This window comes from Novosphingobium lentum NBRC 107847 (assembly GCF_001590965.1).
Lineage (GTDB): Bacteria > Pseudomonadota > Alphaproteobacteria > Sphingomonadales > Sphingomonadaceae > Novosphingobium > Novosphingobium lentum.
The window spans coordinates 39,266-59,868 of sequence record NZ_BCTW01000014.1; the positions used below are offsets into that span (position 1 = coordinate 39,266).

21 protein-coding genes are annotated in these 20,603 nt (G+C 66.2%); 8 read left to right on the top strand and 13 right to left on the bottom strand.

From position 1 onward, the window contains the following. Positions 1-2 precede the first annotated feature (2 nt). The 4 genes from NL2_RS13430 (at position 3) to NL2_RS13445 (ending at position 4,651) form a co-directional block, all read left to right on the top strand. Positions 3-2,204 (top strand): phage tail protein, encoded by a 2,202-nt coding sequence (locus NL2_RS13430; RefSeq protein ID WP_068076108.1) that lies wholly within the window; start codon positions 3-5, stop codon positions 2,202-2,204. 60 nt (positions 2,205-2,264) lie between these two features. Beyond that, the gene (locus NL2_RS13435; RefSeq protein WP_068076110.1) at positions 2,265-2,723 is read left to right on the top strand and encodes a DUF2793 domain-containing protein; all 459 of its coding nucleotides are present in this window, start codon (positions 2,265-2,267) and stop codon (positions 2,721-2,723) included. Between the two features lie 194 nt (positions 2,724-2,917). Beyond that, positions 2,918-3,988 (top strand): OmpA family protein, encoded by a 1,071-nt coding sequence (locus tag NL2_RS13440; RefSeq protein ID WP_068076111.1) that lies wholly within the window; start codon positions 2,918-2,920, stop codon positions 3,986-3,988. A 108-nt stretch (positions 3,989-4,096) separates the two neighbouring features. Further along, positions 4,097-4,651 carry a superoxide dismutase family protein gene (locus tag NL2_RS13445; RefSeq protein WP_245647687.1) on the top strand — a complete coding sequence of 185 codons (555 nt, stop codon included), beginning with the start codon at positions 4,097-4,099 and terminating at the stop codon, positions 4,649-4,651. Here NL2_RS13445 and NL2_RS13450 read toward each other — a convergent pair. The 7 genes from NL2_RS13450 to NL2_RS21750 all read right to left on the bottom strand — a co-directional run bounded on the left by NL2_RS13450 (position 4,638) and on the right by NL2_RS21750 (position 11,567). After that, positions 4,638-6,233: an MFS transporter gene (locus NL2_RS13450; protein ID WP_068076115.1), complete on the bottom strand. Its 1,596-nt coding sequence runs from the start codon at positions 6,231-6,233 to the stop codon at positions 4,638-4,640. The two genes, NL2_RS13445 and NL2_RS13450, sit on opposite strands and share 14 nt — an antisense overlap. Then, entirely contained in the window at positions 6,220-6,921 is a 702-nt protein-coding gene (gene queC / locus NL2_RS13455) for a 7-cyano-7-deazaguanine synthase QueC (RefSeq protein WP_068076271.1), read from the bottom strand. The genes NL2_RS13450 and queC overlap by 14 nt, the downstream gene beginning before the upstream one ends. A 74-nt stretch (positions 6,922-6,995) precedes the next feature. Further along, complete coding sequence (locus tag NL2_RS13460) at positions 6,996-7,427, bottom strand: DUF3617 domain-containing protein (RefSeq protein WP_245647688.1); 432 nt, start codon at positions 7,425-7,427, stop codon at positions 6,996-6,998. A gap of 120 nt (positions 7,428-7,547) precedes the next feature. Next, a complete protein-coding gene (hslO, locus tag NL2_RS13465; protein WP_068076117.1) occupies positions 7,548-8,474 on the bottom strand; it encodes an Hsp33 family molecular chaperone HslO in 927 nt (308 codons plus the stop codon). Next, positions 8,471-9,397, bottom strand: a complete 927-nt coding sequence (gene argF, locus NL2_RS13470; RefSeq protein WP_068076119.1) for an ornithine carbamoyltransferase — start codon at positions 9,395-9,397, stop codon at positions 8,471-8,473. The genes hslO and argF overlap by 4 nt, the downstream gene beginning before the upstream one ends. Continuing rightward, positions 9,397-10,587, bottom strand: coding sequence for an aspartate aminotransferase family protein (locus tag NL2_RS13475; protein ID WP_068076121.1), 1,191 nt, complete (start codon positions 10,585-10,587; stop codon positions 9,397-9,399). The genes argF and NL2_RS13475 overlap by 1 nt, the downstream gene beginning before the upstream one ends. Before the next feature lie 161 nt (positions 10,588-10,748). After that, positions 10,749-11,567 carry a cold-shock protein gene (locus tag NL2_RS21750; RefSeq protein WP_068076123.1) on the bottom strand — a complete coding sequence of 273 codons (819 nt, stop codon included), beginning with the start codon at positions 11,565-11,567 and terminating at the stop codon, positions 10,749-10,751. Positions 11,568-11,822: 255 nt separating this feature from the next. Between NL2_RS21750 and NL2_RS13485 the strand changes: the two genes are divergently transcribed. The 4 genes from NL2_RS13485 to NL2_RS13500 are packed head-to-tail and all read left to right on the top strand — an operon-like array spanning position 11,823 to position 14,450. Further along, complete coding sequence (locus tag NL2_RS13485; RefSeq protein WP_068076126.1) at positions 11,823-12,647, top strand: TerC family protein; 825 nt, start codon at positions 11,823-11,825, stop codon at positions 12,645-12,647. Continuing rightward, positions 12,631-13,065, top strand: coding sequence for a protein tyrosine phosphatase family protein (locus tag NL2_RS13490; protein WP_068076127.1), 435 nt, complete (start codon positions 12,631-12,633; stop codon positions 13,063-13,065). The genes NL2_RS13485 and NL2_RS13490 overlap by 17 nt, the downstream gene beginning before the upstream one ends. 34 nt (positions 13,066-13,099) lie before the next feature. Continuing rightward, positions 13,100-13,546, top strand: coding sequence for a hypothetical protein (locus NL2_RS13495; RefSeq protein ID WP_068076131.1), 447 nt, complete (start codon positions 13,100-13,102; stop codon positions 13,544-13,546). Positions 13,547-13,553: 7 nt separating this feature from the next. Next, positions 13,554-14,450, top strand: a complete 897-nt coding sequence (locus NL2_RS13500) for a sterol desaturase family protein (protein WP_068076132.1) — start codon at positions 13,554-13,556, stop codon at positions 14,448-14,450. Positions 14,451-14,776: 326 nt separating this feature from the next. Here NL2_RS13500 and NL2_RS13505 read toward each other — a convergent pair whose 3' ends face one another. The 6 genes from NL2_RS13505 to NL2_RS13530 form a co-directional block, all read right to left on the bottom strand. Next, positions 14,777-16,282 (bottom strand): ammonium transporter, encoded by a 1,506-nt coding sequence (locus NL2_RS13505; protein WP_068076133.1) that lies wholly within the window; start codon positions 16,280-16,282, stop codon positions 14,777-14,779. Positions 16,283-16,314: 32 nt separating this feature from the next. Continuing rightward, positions 16,315-16,653 (bottom strand): P-II family nitrogen regulator, encoded by a 339-nt coding sequence (locus NL2_RS13510; protein WP_068076134.1) that lies wholly within the window; start codon positions 16,651-16,653, stop codon positions 16,315-16,317. Positions 16,654-16,851: 198 nt separating this feature from the next. Continuing rightward, positions 16,852-17,550: an endonuclease/exonuclease/phosphatase family protein gene (locus NL2_RS13515; protein WP_068076136.1), complete on the bottom strand. Its 699-nt coding sequence runs from the start codon at positions 17,548-17,550 to the stop codon at positions 16,852-16,854. A 27-nt stretch (positions 17,551-17,577) separates the two neighbouring features. Next, the gene (locus NL2_RS13520) at positions 17,578-18,147 is read right to left on the bottom strand and encodes a pyridoxamine 5'-phosphate oxidase family protein (RefSeq protein WP_068076138.1); all 570 of its coding nucleotides are present in this window, start codon (positions 18,145-18,147) and stop codon (positions 17,578-17,580) included. Beyond that, on the bottom strand, positions 18,144-19,013 hold the full coding sequence (locus tag NL2_RS13525) for an alpha/beta fold hydrolase (protein ID WP_068076140.1): 870 nt from the start codon (positions 19,011-19,013) through the stop codon (positions 18,144-18,146). Before NL2_RS13525 ends, NL2_RS13520 begins: the two co-directional genes overlap by 4 nt. 31 nt (positions 19,014-19,044) lie before the next feature. Continuing rightward, entirely contained in the window at positions 19,045-20,595 is a 1,551-nt protein-coding gene (locus tag NL2_RS13530) for a peptide chain release factor 3 (RefSeq protein WP_068076144.1), read from the bottom strand. Between the last annotated feature and the right edge of the window lie 8 nt (positions 20,596-20,603).

Sequence of the window (20,603 nt, forward strand, 5' to 3'; positions counted from 1 at the left end):
GCATGGCCACATTGCTGCTCACCGCGGTCGGCACCGTCTTCGGCGGCCCGCTTGGCGGCGCACTGGGTGCGCTGATCGGCCAGCAAGTCGATAGCGCGATCATCGGTTCGCGCACCGTCGAAGGCCCGCGCCTCAAGGAACTGACCGTTCAGACGTCGAGCTACGGGTCGACCCTGCCGCGCCATTACGGGCGGATGCGCGCAGCGGGGACGGTGATCTGGTCGACCGAACTGATCGAGCACCGCGAGAAGCAGGGCGGCGGCAAGGGCAAGCCTTCGGTCACCGCCTACAGCTACACCGCGTCATTCGCAGTCGCGCTGGCGAGCCGGCCGATCGCCGACATCAAGCGCATCTGGGCCGACGGCAACCTGCTGCGCGGCGCGGGCGGCGATCTCAAGGCAGGCGGCGCGATGCGGCTGTACACTGGGCATGGCGATCAACCGGTCGATCCGCTGCTGGCGCAGGCGGAAGGCATCGCAATGTGCCCCGCCTTCCGCCATTCGGCCTATGTCGTGTTCGAGGACTTGCAACGGGCGGACTTCGGCAACCGCCTGCCCTCGCTCACGTTCGAAATCCTCGCCGATGACGCCGATATTCCGATCGCGCTCATCGCAGGCGACATCGTGCCCGATGCGGTGGCGACGGGGCTCGACGAGCAGTTGTCGGGCTTCACCATCGATCGCGGCACGGCTGGCGATGTGCTGGCGACAATCTCGGCGGCCATCCCGCTGGCGTGCAGCGTGCGCGGCGACAGCCTCGACATCCGGCTGGCCGAATCCCGGCTGGCCGCCCCGCCTGCCAGCCTGCCGCTGCCCGCCGCAGCATCGGGCAGCGACCGCGCAGGCCAGCAGGCGCATCATGCCACCGGAATCAGCCGTCGTCGCGAACCGCTGCCCCGCGCGCGGCAGATCGCGCTGCGCTATTACGATCCCGATCGCGATTACCAGCCCGGCCTGCAGCGCGGGCGCGGGCGGGCCGAGCCCGGCGATCTTGCGGTGATCGACCTGCCCGCCACGCTCGGCGCTGCACAAGCCATGCGCCTTGCCGACAGGGCCTGCCGCCGGACGACCCGCGCCACCGAAACGATGCAGTATCGCGTGACCGAACTCGATGCCGGCGTTGCGCCCGGCGACATCGTACGCCTGCCGGCCGAACCCGGCGACTGGCGCGTCGAGCAGTGGGAGTGGCAGGCCGATGGCGTCACCCTCGACCTGGTCGCGCTCGCTGCTGCCGCGCCCGGATCACCCGCTGCTACCGACCCGGGCCGGATCAACCTCCCGCTCGATCTTACCGCCGCGCCCACCGTGATCGCCGCGTTCGAACTGCCGTGGGACGGCATCGGCGAGCGCGACCGTCCCGCGCTGTTCGTGGCCGCATCCGCCGCCAGCGCGGGCTGGAGCGGCGCCGCGCTGTTTGCCGAACAGCCCGGCGGAACGCTGGTCCCGCTTGGCGCGACCGGGCGACGCCGCGCCGTACTGGGCACCACCACTACGCTACTCGGAAGCGGCTCACCACTGCTGGTCGACCGCCGGAACAGCGTGGTCGTGCAGTTGGCCGGGGCCGACCTGGCGTTGGTCGATGCGACGATGGCGCAGCTGCTGCAGGGCGCCAACCGCGCACTTATCGACAATGAAATCGTCCAGTTCGGATCGGCTCAGGCGTTGGGCGCAGGGGCCTGGCGGTTGTCGCAATTGCTGCGCGGTCGCGCAGGTTCGGAATGGGCGATTGACGGTCACCGCATCGGCGAGCCGTTCGTGTTGCTCGACGATGCGCTGGTGCCGCTCGATCCCGCGCTGCTGGGGGATGCCGCCTTGGCCGGCGTGGTCGCCAGCGGGCTTGGCGATACGCTGCCAGTGACCTCACCGGTGCACGGAGCCTGCACCACCGTACAGCCGCTGGCCCCCGTCCACGGCACGATTGCGACGGGCGCTACCGGAGATTTGACGGCCACCTGGGTGCGGCGCTCGCGCGGAGCATGGGCCTGGGCCGACCTGGTCGACGTGCCGCTCAACGAACAGTCCGAAGCGTGGGACATCGCGCTGGGCGACCCCGATCAGCCGACGCTGCGCTGGCGGACGACTGAAGCGATGATCGACATTCCGGCCAGCCAGATCGTCGCTCTGCCGTCCGGCACTCCGCGCATCCTGTCGATTCGTCAGATCGGCAGCCGCGCGCTGTCCCACGCGCTGTCGCTGCCGTTCTGACCGGCGCCCAATTCTGCACCGACTTCATTCTGCAAAATCCCAACGCCAGGAACAATCGCAATGACCGATCCCATCAGCTTTGCTTCCAGCACGCCACGCTTCGCGCTTCCGCTGCTGTTTTCCGGACAGGCGCAAAAAGAGGTGACCGTCAACGAAGCGCTGCTGGCAACCGACGTGTTGCTGCACGGGTGTATCGAGGCTGTCGCCAACACGCCGCCCGTCTCGGCCACCACTGGCCAGACATGGCTGGTGGGGGACAACCCGACCGGTCTCTGGGCCGGCCATCCGGGCGCGTTGGCCGCGTGGAGCGATGGCGGTTGGCGGTTCGCATCGCCGCGCGACGGCATGCGGATATTCGACAAGGTGCAAGCAGCGGACCACCTTTATAATGGCGGCTGGAAGCTTGTTGTATCGCCCGCGCCACCGGTTGGAGGAACAGTAATCGATGCCGAGGGGCGCAGTGCCCTGATCAACTTGATCGCCGCGCTGAGGTCGGCAGGGATTTTTGCGGCCAATTGACGGGAACCATCCCTGCATTTGATCATTTCGGCAGGACATGAGGGTACTTTCCGCCGCAGACTTGCTTCAATCCGGTCGCCTCAAAGTGGCCTTTTTGCAACAGTCGGCGTTCATGCCCGCTTGCACGAGTATAACATAATCGGTAGACAAACTGCCACGACGTGGCATCTCAATTGCTAAAAGGGGAAATGATAATGCGGAAAGTGGTCCTTGGCTTGGCCTTGGCCTCTACTGCCATTGCAGCGCCGGCATTCGCTCGCGACAAGCAGTGGTACGTGGAAGGTGATGCTGGCGGCGTGCTCGTCGAAAACATCGCAAATCTCGAAGGTTCGAACCAGAACGGCGTGCTCGACACCAAGTCTGGTTACGATTTCGGCGGCATCGTCGGTTACGATTTCGGCGGTTTCCGTCTCGAAACCGAAGCCAGCTATCGCCGTGCCGAAGAGAGCAACTATCGTACGGCCGTCGCCACCTTCAACGACCCGCAGGTCGGTGGTGGCGCTGAAGCTCTGAGCTTCATGGTCAACGGCCTGCTCGATTTCGGTCCCGATGACGGCCTTCAGGGCTTCGTCGGTGGCGGCGTCGGTGTCAGCCGTGCCAAGATCTCGGTCATCACCGCAGCCAACCGCCTGTCCGATTCGGACACCGGGTTTGCCTATCAGGCTCTCGCCGGCGTTCGCTATCCGCTGACCGATCACATCGATCTGGGCCTGAAGTATCGGTTCTTCAACCAGGACCACATCAAGCTGGTTCGTGACGATGGCGTCAAGGCAAAGACCCGCTTCCGCTCGCACTCGCTGCTGGCGACGCTGGCCTACAACTTCGGTGGCGCTCCGGTAGCACCGCCGCCGCCGCCGCCGCCGCCCCCGCCTCCTCCGCCGCCCCCGCCGCCCCCGCCGCCCCCGGCGCCGGTGTGCAACAAGGGTCCGTACATCGTGTTCTTCGACTGGGATAAGTCGGACATCACGCCTGAAGCGGCGACGATCCTCGACAACGCGGTTACCGCTTACGGCAACTGCGATCGCGTTCCGATCATGCTGGCCGGCTATGCCGACCGTTCGGGCAGCACCCGCTACAACCAGGGCCTGTCCGAGCGTCGCAACACGCAGGTCCGCGGTTACCTCACCACGCACGGTATCCCGGATGGTTCGATCACCAGCCAAGCGTTCGGTGAAAGCAACCCGCGTGTCCCGACCGCCGATGGCGTTCGCGAACTGCAGAACCGTCGGGTGGAAATCACCTACGGTCCGGGTTCGGGCATGTAAGCTTCGATTTCGATCGAACGTTGAAAGAGGGGTCGGAGAAATCCGGCCCCTTTTTTCATGGCGCTACTCAATCCTCAGCCGATCGGTTAGGATAGGCCAGCCACCCTGGTGCCCACCCCGCTGCGGAGTCTCACCATGAAGACATTCACGCCTGTTGCGCTTGCCTGCGTTGCCTTGATCACCGGCTGTGCAACCACTGGGCGGATGGCGCCATCCCGTCTCGCCACGGCGACGATCACCACCAGTGCGGGCATGCCAGCCGGCACCGCGCAGATCAGCGCCGCGGGCGATCGACTGACGATCGACGTGGCCGTGTCCGGGCTGCAGCCGGGTGCACACGGTTTGCACCTTCATGCCGTCGGCATGTGCGACGCTCCGGGATTCACCACCGCCGGTCCGCATCTCAACCCGGCTGGCCACATGCACGGCATGATGAACCCCGCCGGCCACCATCTGGGTGACCTGCCCAACATCGTCGTCGGCCCGGACGGGACCGCCACGCTCTCGGCACAAATCGATGGAACGCGCGAGGCCATGCTCGCCAGCCTGTTCGATGCCGATGGAACCGCCATCGTGATTCACGCCGGCCAGGATGACTACAAGACCGACCCCAGCGGCAACAGCGGCCCGCGCATTGCCTGCGGAGTGTTCAGCAGGCCGTGACCACGGTTTCGCGCCGCCGCAAATCGCGCCAGGCGATGGCCAATGCGATCAGCGCCGGCGGCACCACCAGCAATGTCGCGGCAAGGCCATTGCGCAGGCTGCCGGTGACGGTCGAGACCTTGCCTGCCGTATAGGGGCCCAGCGCCAGTCCGATCATGGTGGCGCCGATCAGGAACGTGGCGGTCGCCGTGCCGCGCGCATTGGCCGGCACGATGTTGACGATGGTTCCCGATGACGCCCCAAGCGCGGCGCTGAACAGGAACCAGCTGGGAAAGACGGTGGCATAGAACACCACTTTCGAACCGGTGAGCAGCAAGATTGCCGCTGGGACCAACGCCAGCAGCAGCGCGATGGCGATCACCGCCACCCGTCGCGCGTTGCTGCCGCCCCGCCCTGCGAAATCGGCCATGGCGCCGCCCGCGATCACCCCGGTCGCACCGCCGAGTGCGCCCGATCCCCCAACCAGCAGCGCCACTTCCGACACATCGGCATGAAAGCGCTCGATCGCGTACAATGGCCCGAACGCGGCGTTGGCATAAGCGATAAATGCGATCAGCCCATAGCCCACGGTGACGCCGAGCATGGAACGCGATCCCCATATCGCCGCGTAAACCGGCGGATCCCGCTCTTTGACCGCCAGCCGCCACGACGCCACCGCGTAAGCGCCGATGCCCAGCGCCGTCCACTGCAGCGGATCGCCGATCAGGCGGGCAAGCCCGAACGCGGCGAGCGCGACCAGCGCGGCGACGGCAAGGTTGGCCCGTAACGCCGCCTGCCCCCGCCGCATCGCCGCGACCAGCGTAAAGGGCGGCACAATATCGCCCAGGTCCGCGACAAAGCCGAGCCACAGGTCCACGCCAGGAACCACGCGGGCGGCGTCGGACGGCGCGGCCCCGTTCACTCCATCGGTTGGCCCGGCATCGTGGCGACCGCGCACCGGCTCACGCAAGGTGCGCACCCACAACGCCAGCAACAGACCCGGCAGACCGATGGCCAGAAACGCCGCCTGCCATCCGGCCAGCCCGAGCGGCGCGCTGCCGGGAGGAAACGCCGCGTTCCAGCCTTTCGCAATGCCGGTGCCCAGCGTCAGCGACAGTCCCCCGCCAAGGTAGATGCCCGCCGAATAGATCGCGATCGCGGTCGCGCGCTTGCGCGGCGGGAAGTAGTCGCTGATCAGCGAATAGCCGGTTGGCCCCGCCGTCGCCTCGCCGATGCCGACACCGATCCGCGCCGCGCCGAGCTGGCCGAAATTGCGCGACAGGCCGGACAGCACGGTCATCGCGGACCACAGCGCCAGCCCCAGCGCCAGCAGGCGCACGCGCACCCAGCGATCGGCCAGCTTGCCCAGCGGAATTCCGAACAGCGCGTAGAACACGCCGAACGCCGTGCCGTAGAGAAAGCCGAACTGGGTATCGTTGATATGCAGGTCGCGCTTCACGTCGGGCGCGAGGATCGTCAGCAGCTGGCGATCGATGAAATTCAGCACATAGACCAGCACCAGCAAGCCCAGCGCATACCAGCTGTATCCCTCGATCCGGGGCGATTTCGTCGTACCTGCCGTGCCCGCCTCAGCCGGGGGCATAGCGGGCGCCATCGACCAGACCGGCTTCGGCGAACCCGGCGCGGCGCAGGCGGCAGCTGTCGCAGGCGCCGCAGGCCCGGCCATCGGGCAGCGGATCGTAGCACGACCAGCTTTCCGCGCTATCGAGCCCCAGCCGGGCCGCCTCGCGCGCGATGTCTGCCTTGCCCAGGTGCTGTAGCGGCGCGTGGACGCGGACGGTCCCGCCCTCGCTGCCGAACTTCGTCGCCAGCCGCGCCAGCCCTTCGAACCCGGCGACGAATTCGGGGCGGCAATCGGGATAGCCCGAATAATCGAGCGCGTTCACGCCGATAAACAGATCCTTTGATCCCGCCGCCTCGGCCCAGGCGAGCGCCAGCGACAGGAACACCAGATTACGCGCCGGTACATACGTGACCGGAATGTCGTCGCCGATGCCGTCCTTGGGAACCGCGATCGCGTCGGTCAGTGCCGATCCGCCGAACGCCCGCAGATCCAGCGGGAGGACGACGTGCCGTTCCGCGCCCAGCCGCTGCGCGATGATCTGCGCGGACTGGAGTTCAACGCGGTGGCGCTGTCCGTAGTCGATCGTCAGCGCACACAGACGAAAGCCCTGTTCGCGCGCCAGCCCTCCGCATACCATGGAATCGAGCCCGCCCGACAGCAGCAGGACGGCGAGCGGGGCGTCGGGCGAAGTTTCAGCAGCAACCATGACCATGGGCTAGCTTTCGCCGCGCCCGCTGGCAATGTTTGCGATGGTGCCCAGCCGTTTGGAACCCGTTGACGCTAAGGTCGGCAGCTGCCGATGCGCCGCGCCTCGGCGCTGAAGTCGAACGGCAGCCCCGCCGATATGCCCTGCGTCTCGATTTGCGCCAGATGCTCGTTCTCGACGCGGATATGCGTGCGGCCATAGCCGTTGCCTGGGCAGGTATAATGGACCGTCATCGACGTCGGCGAATCCTCGACCACGAAGCTGCGGCACAGATCGCGCGGGTGGCGGATCTGGATCAGCGCGCGGCCGTTTTCGATGCACACCTGCTTGTGGCCGCCATCGGCATCGCGCGATCGCACGTCCCACAAGCCCGCTTCGATCCGGTCGAGCCCGGCCAGCGAGGGCGCCTGTGCGATCACCGTGCTGGCCGCGAAACCGGATGCAAACACGGCCAGGGCGATCAGGGCCCGGCGCAGCAACGGCGTTGAACGGAGGACGCGTTTCATCGGCGACGAGCCATTCCATAGGCGGCGAATCGACCCGATGCCGATCCGCACAACACCGCAGTAGCACAGGCGTTTATACGATGAAATGGTCTGTGCGAGCGACGAGCAGAGCGCAGTGTCTCAATCGGGGATGTCGATGGCGAACTCGCGCGAGCAAAAGGCGCAGTCCACCACGATAAGTCCTTCATCATTCTGCATTTCCACGCGATCGACAGCGGGGAACCGCGACAGCACATCGCGATAATGTTCGACGCTGCAGCGGCAGCCACGCGTGAGCGCCGCGCCGGTTTCGACGCGAATCTCGCGCTCCTCGTGGAACAGTCGCCAGACTATGGTTTCAAGGCCCAGCGCCGGATCGAGCAGTTCGTCGTGGCTGATGCTGCCCGCCAGCGCCGACACGTGATCCCATTCGGGATGATCCATGCGGACGTGCAGCCGCTCGCGCCCTTCCTCCCCTTCGGCCAGGTGCTGGACGAGAATTCCCCCGGCGAGGCAATCGCCTGGCGTGTTGTCCACGGCGACGCGGATCAGCGTGGGCACTTGTTCGGACTGCGCGAAATAGCGCTCGCACGCTTCGGCCAGCGATGCGCCTTCCAGCGGGACGATGCCCTGGTAGCGCTGGTTGGTGGAGGCCAGATCGAAGGTGATCGCCAGAAACCCTTCGCCGAACAGCGAGAACAGCGATGGGGTGGGGCCAAGCTCGTCCAGCCGCGATCGATCGTGGCGGGCATAGCCGCGCAGTTCGCCGGCGCGATAGTCACACACCAGCAGTTCCACCGCGCCATCCTCGGTCTTGGCCTGCATGGTCAACTGGCCCAGCCCGTCCTTCAGCAGCGTGCCGAGCAGCGCGGTCACCGTCAGCGCTTCGGCCAGCAGGCGGCGGATCGGCGCGGGATAGGCGTGCGACGACAGGATCGTGTCGAGCACCGGCCCGAGCCGCACCACCCGCCCCCGCGCGTTGCGGCCGGGCAGAGTGAAATGCAGCGGCCGGTCGAAACCGGTCTCGCCATCGGCGGGACCGGCATATTCGGGCGTCGTTCCGCTCACAGCTGGCCGAACGCCCAGCGCAGCACCGATTTCTGTGCATGGATGCGGTTTTCCGCCTCATCCCACACCACCGATTGTGCGCCATCGATCACCGCGTCGGTCACTTCCTCGCCGCGATGCGCGGGCAGGCAGTGCAGGAACAGCGCATCGGGCCGGGCCTGCGCCATCAGCGCCGGATCGACCCGGTATGGCGCCATCGCCGCCAGCTTGGCCTCGGCATGGTCCTGGCCCATCGAGATCCAGGTGTCGGTCACCACCACGTCGGCGCCGCGCACGGCTTCGGCGGCATCGCGGGTCACGGTGATGCCGGCGCCCGCCGCCATGGCGGCGGCGATGAACGCGGGGTCGGAATCGTACCCTGCCGGCACGCCGATGCGCACGTTGAACTTCATCAACCCGGCCGCCTCGACGATCGAGTTGAGCACGTTGTTGCCATCGCCCAGCCATGCGACCTCAAGCCCCGGCAGCGCCTTGCCATGTTCAATCACCGTCAGCAGATCGGCCATGATCTGGCACGGGTGCGACAGATCGGTCAGGCCGTTGATCACCGGCACGGTGGCGTGCGCGGCCAGTTCCTCGACCTTGGCGTGATCGTCGGTGCGCAACATGATCGCGTCGGCCATGCGGCTGAGCACGCGGGCGGTGTCGGCAATGCTCTCGCCCCGGCCCAGCTGGGTCGTCCCGGCATCGAGGATCACTGCGCTGCCACCCAGCTGGCGCATCGCGACATCGAACGACACGCGCGTGCGGGTCGAGCTTTTCTCGAACACCATCGCCAGCACGTGCCCGGCGAGCGGCGCATCGTCATCGGCGCGGCCCTTGGCGTATCCGGCGCGCGCGGCCTTGCGATCGATCGCATCGCCAATCATCGCCGCGATCGCATCGCCGCCGGCATCGCCCAGATTGAGAAAATGCCTGGTCATCACGCAACCGCCTCGGGCTGATAGCTGGCGGCGCCGGCCGAGAGCCGGTCCATGAACTCGTCGATGTGGCTGTCGTCGATCACCAGCGGCGGCAGCACGCGCACGGTGTTGTCGCCCGCCGCGACGGTGAGCAACTGGTGCCGGTCGCGCAAGTGGGCGACGAAACCGCGTGGTTCGATCTTCAACTTCACGCCCAGCATCAGCCCGCGCCCGCGCACCGAATCGAACAGCTCGGGGTAGTTGCCGATGAACTGTTCCAGCCGGCCGCGCAGCCGCTCGCCCTTGGCGCGCACTTCGGCGAGGAAGGTGTCGTTGGCAACCACGTCGAGCACCGCTTCGCCCGCCGCCATCGCCAGCGGGTTGCCGCCATAGGTGCTGCCGTGCGTGCCCACGACCATGCCGCGCGCCGCCTTTTCGGTGGCGAGGCACGCGCCCATCGGGAACCCGCCGCCGATGCCCTTGGCGGTCGCCATGATATCGGGCGTCAGGCCGTATTGTTCATAGGCATAAAGCGTGCCGGTGCGCGCTACGCCGCACTGCACTTCGTCGAAGATCAGCAGCAGGTCGTGCTCGTCGGCCAGATCGCGCAAGCCCTGCAGGAACTCATCCGACGCGGCGCGGATGCCGCCCTCGCCCTGGATCGGCTCGACCAGGAAGCCTGCAGTGTGCGGACCGATCGCCGCTTTCGCGCCTTCAAGATCGTCGAAATCGACGTACTTGAAACCCTCCAGCAGCGGCAGGAAGCCCTTGTGCATCTTGTCCTGGTTGGACGCGCTGATCGTAGCCATGGTGCGGCCGTGGAACGCGTTCTTGAACGTGATCAGCTCGTACCGGTCGGTGTTGCCGGCGGACTGGTGATAGGCGCGCGCGGTCTTGATCGCACACTCCACCGCCTCTGCGCCCGAATTGGTGAAGAACACCGTGTCGGCAAATGTGAGGTCGACCAGCCGCTGCGCCAGGCTTTCACCCTGCGGACTGCCATACAGGTTGGACACGTGCATCAGCGTGGCCGCCTGGCGCTGGATCGCGCCGATCAGGTGTTCGTGACTGTGGCCCAGCAGGTTGACCGCGATGCCGCTGGCGAAATCGAGGTAACGCGTGCCGTCCTCGGAAATCAGGTGGCAGTTCTCGCCACGCACCGGACGCACGCCGCACCGGGGGTAGACGGGCATCAGCGGGGTGATCGACATGGGATATTCCTTTGCATTTCCGGCCGGGTCTGAATCTGGGCAGGATATGTGAAACGCAAACGACAAATGGCGGCCCCCCGGTCACTGGGGAGCCGCCATTTGCGCGTATTTAAGCTGTTGCAGGCTCTCGGTCAAACCCGAGAGCAGCACTGCGATCGGTGTCAGGCCTGACGCGGCACCAGGTTGACCGCCGAGTGCTTGCCTCGTCGATCGACTTCGAGGTCGAACTCGAGCTTGTCGCCCTCGTTCAGCTCGCGCATGCCGGACCGTTCCACCGCGCTGATGTGCACGAACGCATCGGGCTGGCCATCATCGCGGGTGATGAAGCCGAAGCCTTTCATGGCGTTAAAGAACTTGACCGTGCCGGTCGCCTTTTCGCCGGTCAGCTCGCGCTGCGGCGAAGCGGCCTTGGCCGCCACCGGGATGACATCGCCCACGACCTGGAGATCGGCGGCGGAAATCTTGCCCCCGCGATCGACCAGATTGAATTCGAGCTGCTGCCCTTCGGCCAGACCTTCAAGACCCGCACGTTCGACCGAGCTGATGTGCACGAACACATCCTCGCCGCCGTCTTCGCGCTGGATGAAGCCGAAGCCCTTCTGGGTGTTGAAGAACTTGACCACGCCCTTGCCGGTGCCCACGACCTGGGCGGGCATTCCGCCGCCACCGCCGCCGGCACCACCACCACCGCGGGGGCCGCCGAAGCCGCCACCACCGCCGCCGCTGCGCGGGCCGCCGAAGCCGCCACCGCCGCCGCCAGCACCGCCGCCGGAATAGCCGCCGCCACCGCTGCGGTTGCCACCGCCGAAGCCACCCCGATCGCCACCGCCGAAGCCGCCGCGATCGTTGTAGCCGCCGCCGGAAAAGCCGCCGCCACCGCCGCCGCCGCTACCGCCGCCAGCATAAGGATCGAATGTTTCTTCGCCGAAACCGTCACGCTTGTCACGTCCGCGACCGCGCCGCCCTCTATCAAAACCCATAAAAACCGATAAACCTTCGCTCCGCCCCGAACTTCCCCGACACCGCTGGCCGGACGCGGAGGCCGACGGCGCGACAAGGGAAACCGTACCGGATTTCGGCCGGTCCTCTCCATTGCGCCAAGGCTTATAACCAAAAATCCGATCAAGTGCGAACGGATTCCTCGTCTTCTTTCAAAGTCAATTCCGGCGGTGTGACATTTCTGCCCAGAATTGCTTTCCTTGCCTCTTCTGCCGGGTTTCGGCACAAGCCGGACCATGGATATCATGGCTCTTCTTTCCGATCCCGCAGCATGGGTTGCGCTGGCCACACTGGTGGTTCTCGAAATCGTGCTGGGCATCGACAACCTCGTGTTCATCGCGATTCTGTCGAACAAGCTGCCGGCGCAGCAGCAGGCCAAAGCGCGGCGGTTGGGCCTGCTGCTGGCCCTGGTGCTGCGGCTGGGGCTGCTCACGCTCATCGGCTGGCTGGTCACGCTGCAGGCGCCGCTGTTCGATCTGGGGATCGCCGGAAGCCCCGGACCGCACGGCGAACCGACGTTCGAGACGGCGTTTTCAGGACGCGACCTGATCCTGCTCGCCGGCGGACTGTTCCTGCTGTGGAAGGCCACCAAGGAAATCCACCACACCATCGATCCCGAACCGAGCGGCGAAATGCTCGATCACAAGGGCCACGCCGTGCTGGGATTCGGCGCCGCGATCCTCCAGATCATCGCGCTCGACGTGGTGTTCTCGGTCGATTCGATTCTCACCGCCGTGGGCATGACCGATCAGGTGCCGATCATGTATGCCGCCGTGGTGATCACGGTGGGTCTGATGCTGTTTGCCGCCGATCCGCTGGCCCGGTTCATCGATCACAATCCCGGGCTGGTGATGCTCGCGCTGGCATTCCTGGTGATGATCGGGCTGGTCCTGTTGGCAGACGGGTTCGGCGTTCACATTCCCAAGGGCTATATCTATGTGGCCATGGGCTTTTCGCTCGGCGTCGAACTGCTCAACATCGTGGGCCGCCGCCGCCGCGAGGCACGCCTTGCCAGCACCGAGTCCAAAACCGGAGAGACGATCCATGTTCCACAAGCTTGACGACCGCACGTACGCCAGCCCGCAGATCGAGGTTGCCGACGTGGCCGAGGCCAAGGCGCTGGGCGTGGGCCTCATCGTCAACAACCGGCCCGAGGGCGAATCGGCCGACCAGACGCCGGGCGACGCGATCGAAGCTGCCGCGCGCGCGGCAGGCATCGCCTATGTCGCAATTCCCGTGACCCACGCCGGCTTTTCCGCCAGCCAGCTCAACGCGCTGCGCACCGCGATGGATGCGGCGGGCGCTGCGCCGGTGCTGGCCTATTGCCGTTCGGGCACGCGATCGACCCTGCTGTGGGCACTGACCGAAGCGCAGGCCGGGCGCAGCCCGTCCGCGATCGCCGCCGCCGCCGCGCAAGCCGGCTACGACGTCAGCCCGATCCGTGCGCAGATCGACATGCTGGCCGCGCAGTCGCGCTAGCCCGGCGGCGCCGACCTTGAAGGATTCCCGCATCATGGGCCCTGGCCTGTTGCTCCAGCTCGGAACCTCGCTGGCCGCGATTTTCGGGATCACCTGGCTGGCGCGCAAGCTGCGGCTGGGCGGCGGTGACGTGCGCATCCGCGATGAGGATCACGTGCGCGAACTGGCCGACCAGGCGGTCGACGGGTTCGATCCGGTGGCGATCGGGCTCGATCGCGCCCGCGTCGGCGCCATCGCGCGCGATGCCGGCGGTCGGGTGCTGCTGCTGCGCCGCCACGGTTCGCACTTCGTCGGCCGGCTTCTGACCGATCATGCCGGCGCGCGGCTCGACCGCAACTTCCTGACCATCTCCACCGGCGATCGCCGCTTCGGCACCTGCGCGCTCGACCTCGGACCCGAGGCGCAAGTCTGGGCGAGCAGCCTGCGGCACTTGCCCGGCGGCGCGGCGGGGCGTGCGATCGGACCGGGCGGCGGGGCCTGACCACGCGATGCAACCGTTCGATCCGGTCAAGTACGCGATACCCGGCTTCATCGCGCTGATCGTGGCCGAGATGATCTGGGCCAGGCGCAACGCCCCGGACAAGTACGAACCGCGCGACATGCTCAATTCGCTGGCGCTGGGACTGGGCAGCACGGTGGCCGGAACGCTGGCGGCGGGTGCGATCTACGCCGCGGCGACGTGGCTGTACGACCATCGCATCGCCAGCCTTGGCTGGGCGTGGTGGATCTGGATCGCCTGCTTCGTACTCGACGATTTCAACTACTACTGGGCGCACCGCACCGGGCACCGCGTGCGCTGGTTCTGGGCGAGCCACGTCAACCACCATTCCAGCCAGCATTACAACCTGTCGACCGCGCTGCGGCAGACCTGGACGGGGTTCGTCGCGCTGAGCTTCGCCTTCCGCATCTGGCCCGCGCTGGTCGGTTTTCCGCCCGCGATGATCCTGACGGTGGGCGGGATCAACCTGATCTACCAGTTCTGGATCCACACCGAGGCGATCGGCCGCATGCCGCGCTGGTTCGAGGCGGTGTTCAACACCCCGTCACACCACCGCGTCCACCACGCGACCAATCCGCTGTATCTCGATCGCAATTATGCCGGGGTGTTCATCGTGTGGGACCGCCTGTTCGGCACGTACGAGCGCGAACGCGACGCCGACGCGCCAGACTACACCCCGATCCGCTACGGCATCGTCAAGCAGCTGGGCGGCTTCAACCTGCTGTGGGCGGCGTTCCACGAATGGATCGGCATCGCGGGCGATGTGTGGTCCGCGCCGTGGCGGCACAAGCTGTCATACGTGTGGCGCCCACCCGGCTGGAGCCACGACGGATCGCGCGACACCAGCGACGCGATCCGCAAGCGGTGGCTGGAGCGGCGGGGCTGATCCATATCCGTGGTCCCGGGCTCGACCCGAGACCGCTGGCAAGTCTGCGCTTTCCTGGCAGCGGTCCCGGATCCGGTCCGGGACGACGGTTCCGCCCCGCCCCGCCCTTCCTCGCCAGCGACCGCAAGATCGGGTCCGGGACAACGTAGTGCATCCAGGCCACTGTCCTGCTCACCCCTCAGACGCACGAAAAGAGGCCGGAGCGGGCTAGCGCTCCGGCCTTTAGTGTGTTCGCAGGAGGAACATGGTCTGGCGGGACCGGGGGGTGTGAGGGAGAGGATCGTTCCCCCCGCGTCCCGCCAAGCTCGGTATTCAGTAGTTGCCAATCAGTAGTTGTAGGCGCGTTCGCCGTGCTCGCTGATGTCGAGGCCTTCGCGCTCGGCTTCCTCGCTCGGACGGAGACCCAGGGTCGCCTTGAGGATGAGCAGCAGCACGAGGGTGACGAGACCCGACCACAGCAGCGTGAGGCTGACAGCCTGAACCTGGATCCACAGCTGCGAAACGATCGAATAATCGCCCGGTGCGACTGCGACGGCAGGGAACTTCGTGTAGTCGAAGTAGCCCTGACCGCCCAGGCTGGGTGCCGCGACGATCGCCGTGGCAAGCGCCCCGGTGATCCCGCCGATGCAGTGGACACCGAACACGTCGAGCGTATCGTCGTACTTGAACTTGCTCTTCACCGTTCCGACGAAGAAGAAGCACAGCGGCGAAACGATCAGGCCCAGGACGATCGAGGTCATCGGCGCGCCGAAACCCGAAGCCGGAGTGATCGCGACGAGGCCGGCAACGGCACCCGAGGCGGCGCCCAGCATCGACGGCTTCTTGTGTACGATCTGTTCGACAACCGCCCAGCTTACGGCAGCGGCGCAAGTGGCGAGCATCGTGTTGACGAACGCAACCGCGGCGACACCGTTCGATTCCAGGTTGGAACCGGCGTTGAAGCCGAACCAGCCCACCCACAGCAGCGAAGCGCCGATCATGGTCATGGTCAGCGAGTGCGGCGGCGTGGCTTCCTTGCCGAAGCCAAGGCGCTTGCCGACGATGATGCAGCCGACCAGGCCGGCGATACCGGCGTTGATGTGAACGACCGTGCCGCCCGCGAAATCGAGCGCGCCCTTGGCGAACAGGAAGCCGGAGTCGGTCGGTGCGTCGGGCAGGAAGTCGGGGCCGGCCCAGTACCACACCATGTGTGCGATCGGGTAATACGCCAGCAGCGACCACAGCACCGTGAAGATCATCAGCGGGGTGAACTTGATGCGTTCCGCGAACGATCCGATGAACAGCGCCGGGGTGATCATGGCGAAGGTCATCTGGAACACGAAGTAGCTGAGTTCCGGAATGTAGACGTTGTTGGAGAACGTCGCGGCATACGTGCCGCTGGTGACGCCCGCCATCAGCGCCTTGCCGAAGCCGCCGATGAACGGCGAACCGCCGGTGAAGGCGAGCGAATAGCCGACCGTTGCCCACAGCAGTCCGGTGACCGAAACGATCATGAACACCTGCATCAGCACGCTCAGCATGTTCTTGGTACGGACGAGGCCGCCGTAGAACAGGGCCAGGCCCGGGACGCTCATCATGAGCACCAGCACGGACGAGACCAGCATCCAGGTGGTGTCACCCTTGTTGACCATGGTGGCCATCTGCTCGACGGTCGGCGCCTTGATCAGCGTGGTGGCCGCCGTGGCGACGGCGGAAGCGGAAGCAGCAACGGAAGGCGCGGCGGTGGCGGCGGCATCGGCCGCAGCCGACGAGGCCTCCTGTGCAAAAGCGGCCGTGGCGGCGAAGAGCGAAACGCCCACGCCGGCCAGGCCACCGATCGTCTTTCGGATCATGGTGTTACCCCTCGTGTCGGATGGTAAGGCGCTCACAGCGCGGTATCCCCGGTTTCGCCGGTGCGGATTCGCGTGGCGGATGCAAGATCGATCACGAAGATCTTCCCGTCTCCGATCGCTTCGGTGCTCGCGGTCTGCTGGATCGTCTCGACGATCTGCGGTGCAAGATCGTCGCTCGCGGCGATCTCGATCTTAACCTTGGGCAGCATATTGGTCGAATATTCGGCACCGCGGTAAATCTCGGTCTGGCCTTTTTGCCGACCGAAACCCTTGACCTCGGACACCGTCATCCCGGCAACGCCCAGGCTGGAAAGCGCTTCACGCACTTCGTCGAGCTTGAACGGCTTGATGATGGCGATGATGAATTTCATTCACGCCCCCCTTTCGCTGATTGAACCATCCGGGCGACCCGGCTTTCGCAAGCGCAGCAAGAGACGTGCCAGATTCAAAAATTGCGGATTCCGGTGCCCTGCGCGAACATTTCGCCGCGAGCGATACCGCACCAGCGCCCGAATCTTGTGCAGTGCGGGGTCGCTGCCTGTTTTTTAGGCAGTCACCGTTGCCCGTTTTCAGGCTGGCAGCGTCAACCGGGCCCACACCGGCAAGTGGTCCGATCCAATGGCCGCGAGCGCGCTGTGGTGGACGCCGGCCTGCTCGACGGTCCAGTCGCGGGTGACCACGATGCGATCGAGATGGGCCACCGGCCGCCGCGCGGGAAAGCTGCGCCCCGGCGCCAGCACGCGGAATCCGTCCGAAAACCCGCGCAAGGCCCCGCCGTGCGCCGACCACTCGTTGAAATCGCCCATCATCACTGCGGGCATCTTGGCGCCCCGCCCGACGTGGGCGCAGACCGCATCGACCTGGTGCCGGCGCCTGAGGCCCGACAGGTCGAGATGCATGCCCACCACGCGCAGCCGGCTTCCCCCCACGTCGAGTTCGGCGCAGACCGCGCCGCGCGGCTCCAGCGTGGGCAGCGGCACCACGCTGACCGCGACCACGTCGATGTCCCGGCGCACCAGCAGCACGTTGCCGTGCCAGCCCATGCTGGCCGAGCGCATGCCGGGCGACACCGGCTTCCACGGGCTGTGATCGTCGATCGCCTGACGCGGGATCACCGCTTCGCGCGCGCCGAACCGGCGATCGGCCTCCTGCAGTGCGATGATGTCCGCGTCGATTTCGCGCAACACCGCCAGGATCCGCTCGGGATCGCGGCGCCGGTCCAGCCCCACGCCCTTGTGGATGTTGTAGCTGGCGAACGTGAGCATCATGCGGCTGCCAAGCGCCAGCGACGGATTTCAGTTCCCGGCAATGTAGCGGTCGGTGGTGCGCGTCGGCAGCCCGTCGATGCTGGTCGTGCGGCCCTTGACCTTGGCGGTCCACGCTTCGGGATCCGCCTGCGCGTGATACTTGGCCAGCGTCACCCGCTCATGGTCGAGCGTCATCACCGGCACGCCCCAGCCGCAGCTGGTCTGCACGCTTTCGACCGCGACGTCGAAGATCTGGCGCGTGCCCGGCATCAGCGTGAAATGCGCGGCCAGCGCGTCCCAGCCCGCCTCCCACGGCAGCACCGGCTTGCCCCGGCCGTAGATCCGCAGGATCAGCGCGGGCTGCTGGAAGTTGCACATCATGATCGTGATGCGGCCCCGGTCGATCTGGTCCGCGAGCAGGTGCGCGTTGGTCTCGTTGCCCGAGCCACCCAGGTCGAGCCAGGCCACCCGGTTCGGCCCGAGTACGCGGAACGCATCGTAGCCCTTGGGGCTGAGGTTGATCCGCCCATCGGCAGCCGCCGTGGCGACGAAGAACACGCTTTGCGCGCCGATCATCGCGCGGTGATCGTCGGTCAGGTGATCGCTGAAATCCATCAGAGGAACCCCTTCAATGTCGCAACGAACCGGTCGAACTGGTCATGGTGGAGCCAGTGCCCGGCATTCTCGAACTCGACCGCCTCGGCGTTCTGGAAATGCGCGATGCGCCCGTCGCGCACCGGGTTGCCGGCCCAGCTGTCGGCGCCGTTGAGCAGCAGCGTCGGGCAGGTAATCGCTTCCCACATCGCGTGCTTGCGCTCTTCGGTGATGTCATACGGCGAATCGACGTTGAGGTGCGGATCGAACTTCCAGGTGAACGTCCCGTCCTCGTTGCGGTTGATGCCGTTGACGGTAAGGTGCCGGGCCTGCTCGTCGTTGAGGTAGGAGTTTTCCTCCTTCATCCGCGCATAGGCTTCCTGCAGCGTGGCGTAACGGCGCGGCAGGCGGCCGGCGGCCTTGCGCTTGGCGGCCATGAAATCGCGCACCCGGTCGTTGAAATGCTCCAGTTTCAACTGTGCGCTACGCTCTGGCGTCGGGAAAATGCCCTCGATCGCCACCAGCTTGCGCATCGCCTCGGGGTAGAGCCCGGCATAGCGCAGGCACACGTTGGCGCCCATCGAGTGCGACACGATCGTCACCGGCGCCAGGTCGAGCTGGTGAACCAGCTGCGCCACGTCATAGACCATGTCCATGCCGCGATAGTTGCCATCGGCGGTCCATTCGCTGTCGCCGTGGCCGCGATGGTCCATCGCGATCACGTGCCAGTCCTCGCGCAATGCCTGCGCGGTCCAGTCCCAGCTGCGGCAATGATCGCGCCCGCCGTGGACCAGCAGCAGCGGCGGCTTTTCGGCATTGCCCCAGTCGACATAATGCAGCCGCAGCCGCTGCGAGATGAAGCTGTGCGAAGTGGGTCCGTGGATCGTCATGCGATTCGCATAGTCAATTCAGCCCCGCCCGTCACCGTTCCTTGGTGGCGCTGAAGGTCAGCTCGGGGTTGCGTTCCTGCTGGTAGCCGACGTCCCATGCAGAGCGCGCCATGAACACCGGATCGCCGTCGCGATCGTGCGCCAGGTTGGACTTGTTGATGTCGGTGAACGCCTTGATCGCCGCTTCGGAGCCCTTGACCCAGCGCGCGGTATCGAACGGGGAGGACTCCAGCCGGGCATCGACCTTGTATTCCGCCTCCAGCCGCGAGATCAGCACTTCCAGCTGCAGTTGCCCGACCACGCCGACGATCCACTGCGCGCCGATCTCGGGATAGAACACCTGGATCACGCCTTCCTCGGACAGATCATCCAGCGCCTTGCGCAACTGCTTGGTCTTGGTCGGATCGTTGAGCGCGATGCGGCGCAGGATTTCGGGGGCGAAGTTGGGCAGGCCGGTGAACCGCACATCGTTGCGCTCGCTCAGCGTATCGCCGACGCGAAGGGTGCCGTGGTTGGGGATACCGATGATGTCGCCCGCCTCGGCGGTATCGGCGATTTCGCGGTCCTGCGCGAAAAACAGGATGGGCGAATGCACCGCGATCGGCTTGCCCGATCCCGAAGGCGTCAGCTTCATACCGCGCCGGAACGTGCCCGACACCATGCGCATGAACGCGATGCGGTCACGGTGCTGCGGGTCCATGTTGGCCTGCACCTTGAAGATGAAACCGGTCACGTCGGCGCGGTCTGGCGCGATCGTGCCCTGATCGCTGGGCTGCGGGCGCGGCGGCGGCGCGAACTTCGCGATCGCCTCGATCAGTTCCAGCACGCCGAAGTTCTTGAGCGCGGAGCCGAAATAGACCGGGGTCATGTCCCCGTGGCGATAGGCTTCGATGTCGAAATCGGGATAGGCGCCTTGCGCCAGCTCGATCTCCTCCGCGAACTCGGGAGGAATATCGGTCGCGATTTCCACTTTGCCGAGGAATTCGCGGCTGGGGCCTTCGGGTCGGCTGACGAGGTTGGTGGCGAGGTCCATCACCCCCATGAACTGCCCGCCCATGCCCACCGGCCAGCCCATCGGCACCACGTCGAGCGCCAGCGCATCGGCCACTTCGTCGAGCAGTTCGAACGGGCTGCGGCCCTCGCGATCGACTTTGTTGATGAACGTGATGATCGGCACCGAGCGCATCCGGCACACTTCGAACAGCTTGCGCGTCTGCGGTTCGATGCCCTTGGCCGCGTCAATCACCATGATCGCCGAATCGACCGCGGTCAGCGTGCGGTAGGTGTCCTCGGAGAAATCCTCGTGCCCCGGCGTATCGAGCAGGTTGAAGGTGATGCCCTGCCGCTCGAACGTCATCACCGAGCTGGTCACCGAGATGCCGCGCTGCTGTTCGATCTTCATCCAGTCGGACCGCGCGCGCCGCGCCTGTCCCCGCGCCTTGACCTCACCGGCCAAGTGGATCGCGCCGCCCTGCAGCAACAGCTTTTCGGTCAGCGTGGTCTTGCCGGCGTCAGGATGCGAGATGATCGCGAACGTGCGGCGGCTGGATGCGGGGGTGGAAGCGTTGGATTCTGCGGTCATGCGCCGGG

Excerpts from the sequence above, each read along its gene's own strand:
- NL2_RS13430 (WP_068076108.1), top strand. The coding sequence starts at position 3 with ATGGCCACATTGCTGCTCACCGCGGTCGGCACCGTCTTCGGCGGCCCG.
- NL2_RS13435 (WP_068076110.1), top strand. The coding sequence starts at position 2,265 with ATGACCGATCCCATCAGCTTTGCTTCCAGCACGCCACGCTTCGCGCTT.
- NL2_RS13440 (WP_068076111.1), top strand. The coding sequence starts at position 2,918 with ATGCGGAAAGTGGTCCTTGGCTTGGCCTTGGCCTCTACTGCCATTGCA.
- NL2_RS13450 (WP_068076115.1), bottom strand. The coding sequence starts at position 6,233 with ATGCCCCCGGCTGAGGCGGGCACGGCAGGTACGACGAAATCGCCCCGG.
- queC (WP_068076271.1), bottom strand. The coding sequence starts at position 6,921 with ATGGTTGCTGCTGAAACTTCGCCCGACGCCCCGCTCGCCGTCCTGCTG.
- NL2_RS13460 (WP_245647688.1), bottom strand. The coding sequence starts at position 7,427 with ATGAAACGCGTCCTCCGTTCAACGCCGTTGCTGCGCCGGGCCCTGATC.
- argF (WP_068076119.1), bottom strand. The coding sequence starts at position 9,397 with ATGACCAGGCATTTTCTCAATCTGGGCGATGCCGGCGGCGATGCGATC.
- NL2_RS13475 (WP_068076121.1), bottom strand. The coding sequence starts at position 10,587 with ATGTCGATCACCCCGCTGATGCCCGTCTACCCCCGGTGCGGCGTGCGT.
- NL2_RS21750 (WP_068076123.1), bottom strand. The coding sequence starts at position 11,567 with ATGGGTTTTGATAGAGGGCGGCGCGGTCGCGGACGTGACAAGCGTGAC.
- NL2_RS13485 (WP_068076126.1), top strand. The coding sequence starts at position 11,823 with ATGGATATCATGGCTCTTCTTTCCGATCCCGCAGCATGGGTTGCGCTG.
- NL2_RS13490 (WP_068076127.1), top strand. The coding sequence starts at position 12,631 with ATGTTCCACAAGCTTGACGACCGCACGTACGCCAGCCCGCAGATCGAG.
- NL2_RS13495 (WP_068076131.1), top strand. The coding sequence starts at position 13,100 with ATGGGCCCTGGCCTGTTGCTCCAGCTCGGAACCTCGCTGGCCGCGATT.
- NL2_RS13500 (WP_068076132.1), top strand. The coding sequence starts at position 13,554 with ATGCAACCGTTCGATCCGGTCAAGTACGCGATACCCGGCTTCATCGCG.
- NL2_RS13505 (WP_068076133.1), bottom strand. The coding sequence starts at position 16,282 with ATGATCCGAAAGACGATCGGTGGCCTGGCCGGCGTGGGCGTTTCGCTC.
- NL2_RS13510 (WP_068076134.1), bottom strand. The coding sequence starts at position 16,653 with ATGAAATTCATCATCGCCATCATCAAGCCGTTCAAGCTCGACGAAGTG.
- NL2_RS13515 (WP_068076136.1), bottom strand. The coding sequence starts at position 17,550 with ATGATGCTCACGTTCGCCAGCTACAACATCCACAAGGGCGTGGGGCTG.
- NL2_RS13525 (WP_068076140.1), bottom strand. The coding sequence starts at position 19,013 with ATGACGATCCACGGACCCACTTCGCACAGCTTCATCTCGCAGCGGCTG.
- NL2_RS13530 (WP_068076144.1), bottom strand. The coding sequence starts at position 20,595 with ATGACCGCAGAATCCAACGCTTCCACCCCCGCATCCAGCCGCCGCACG.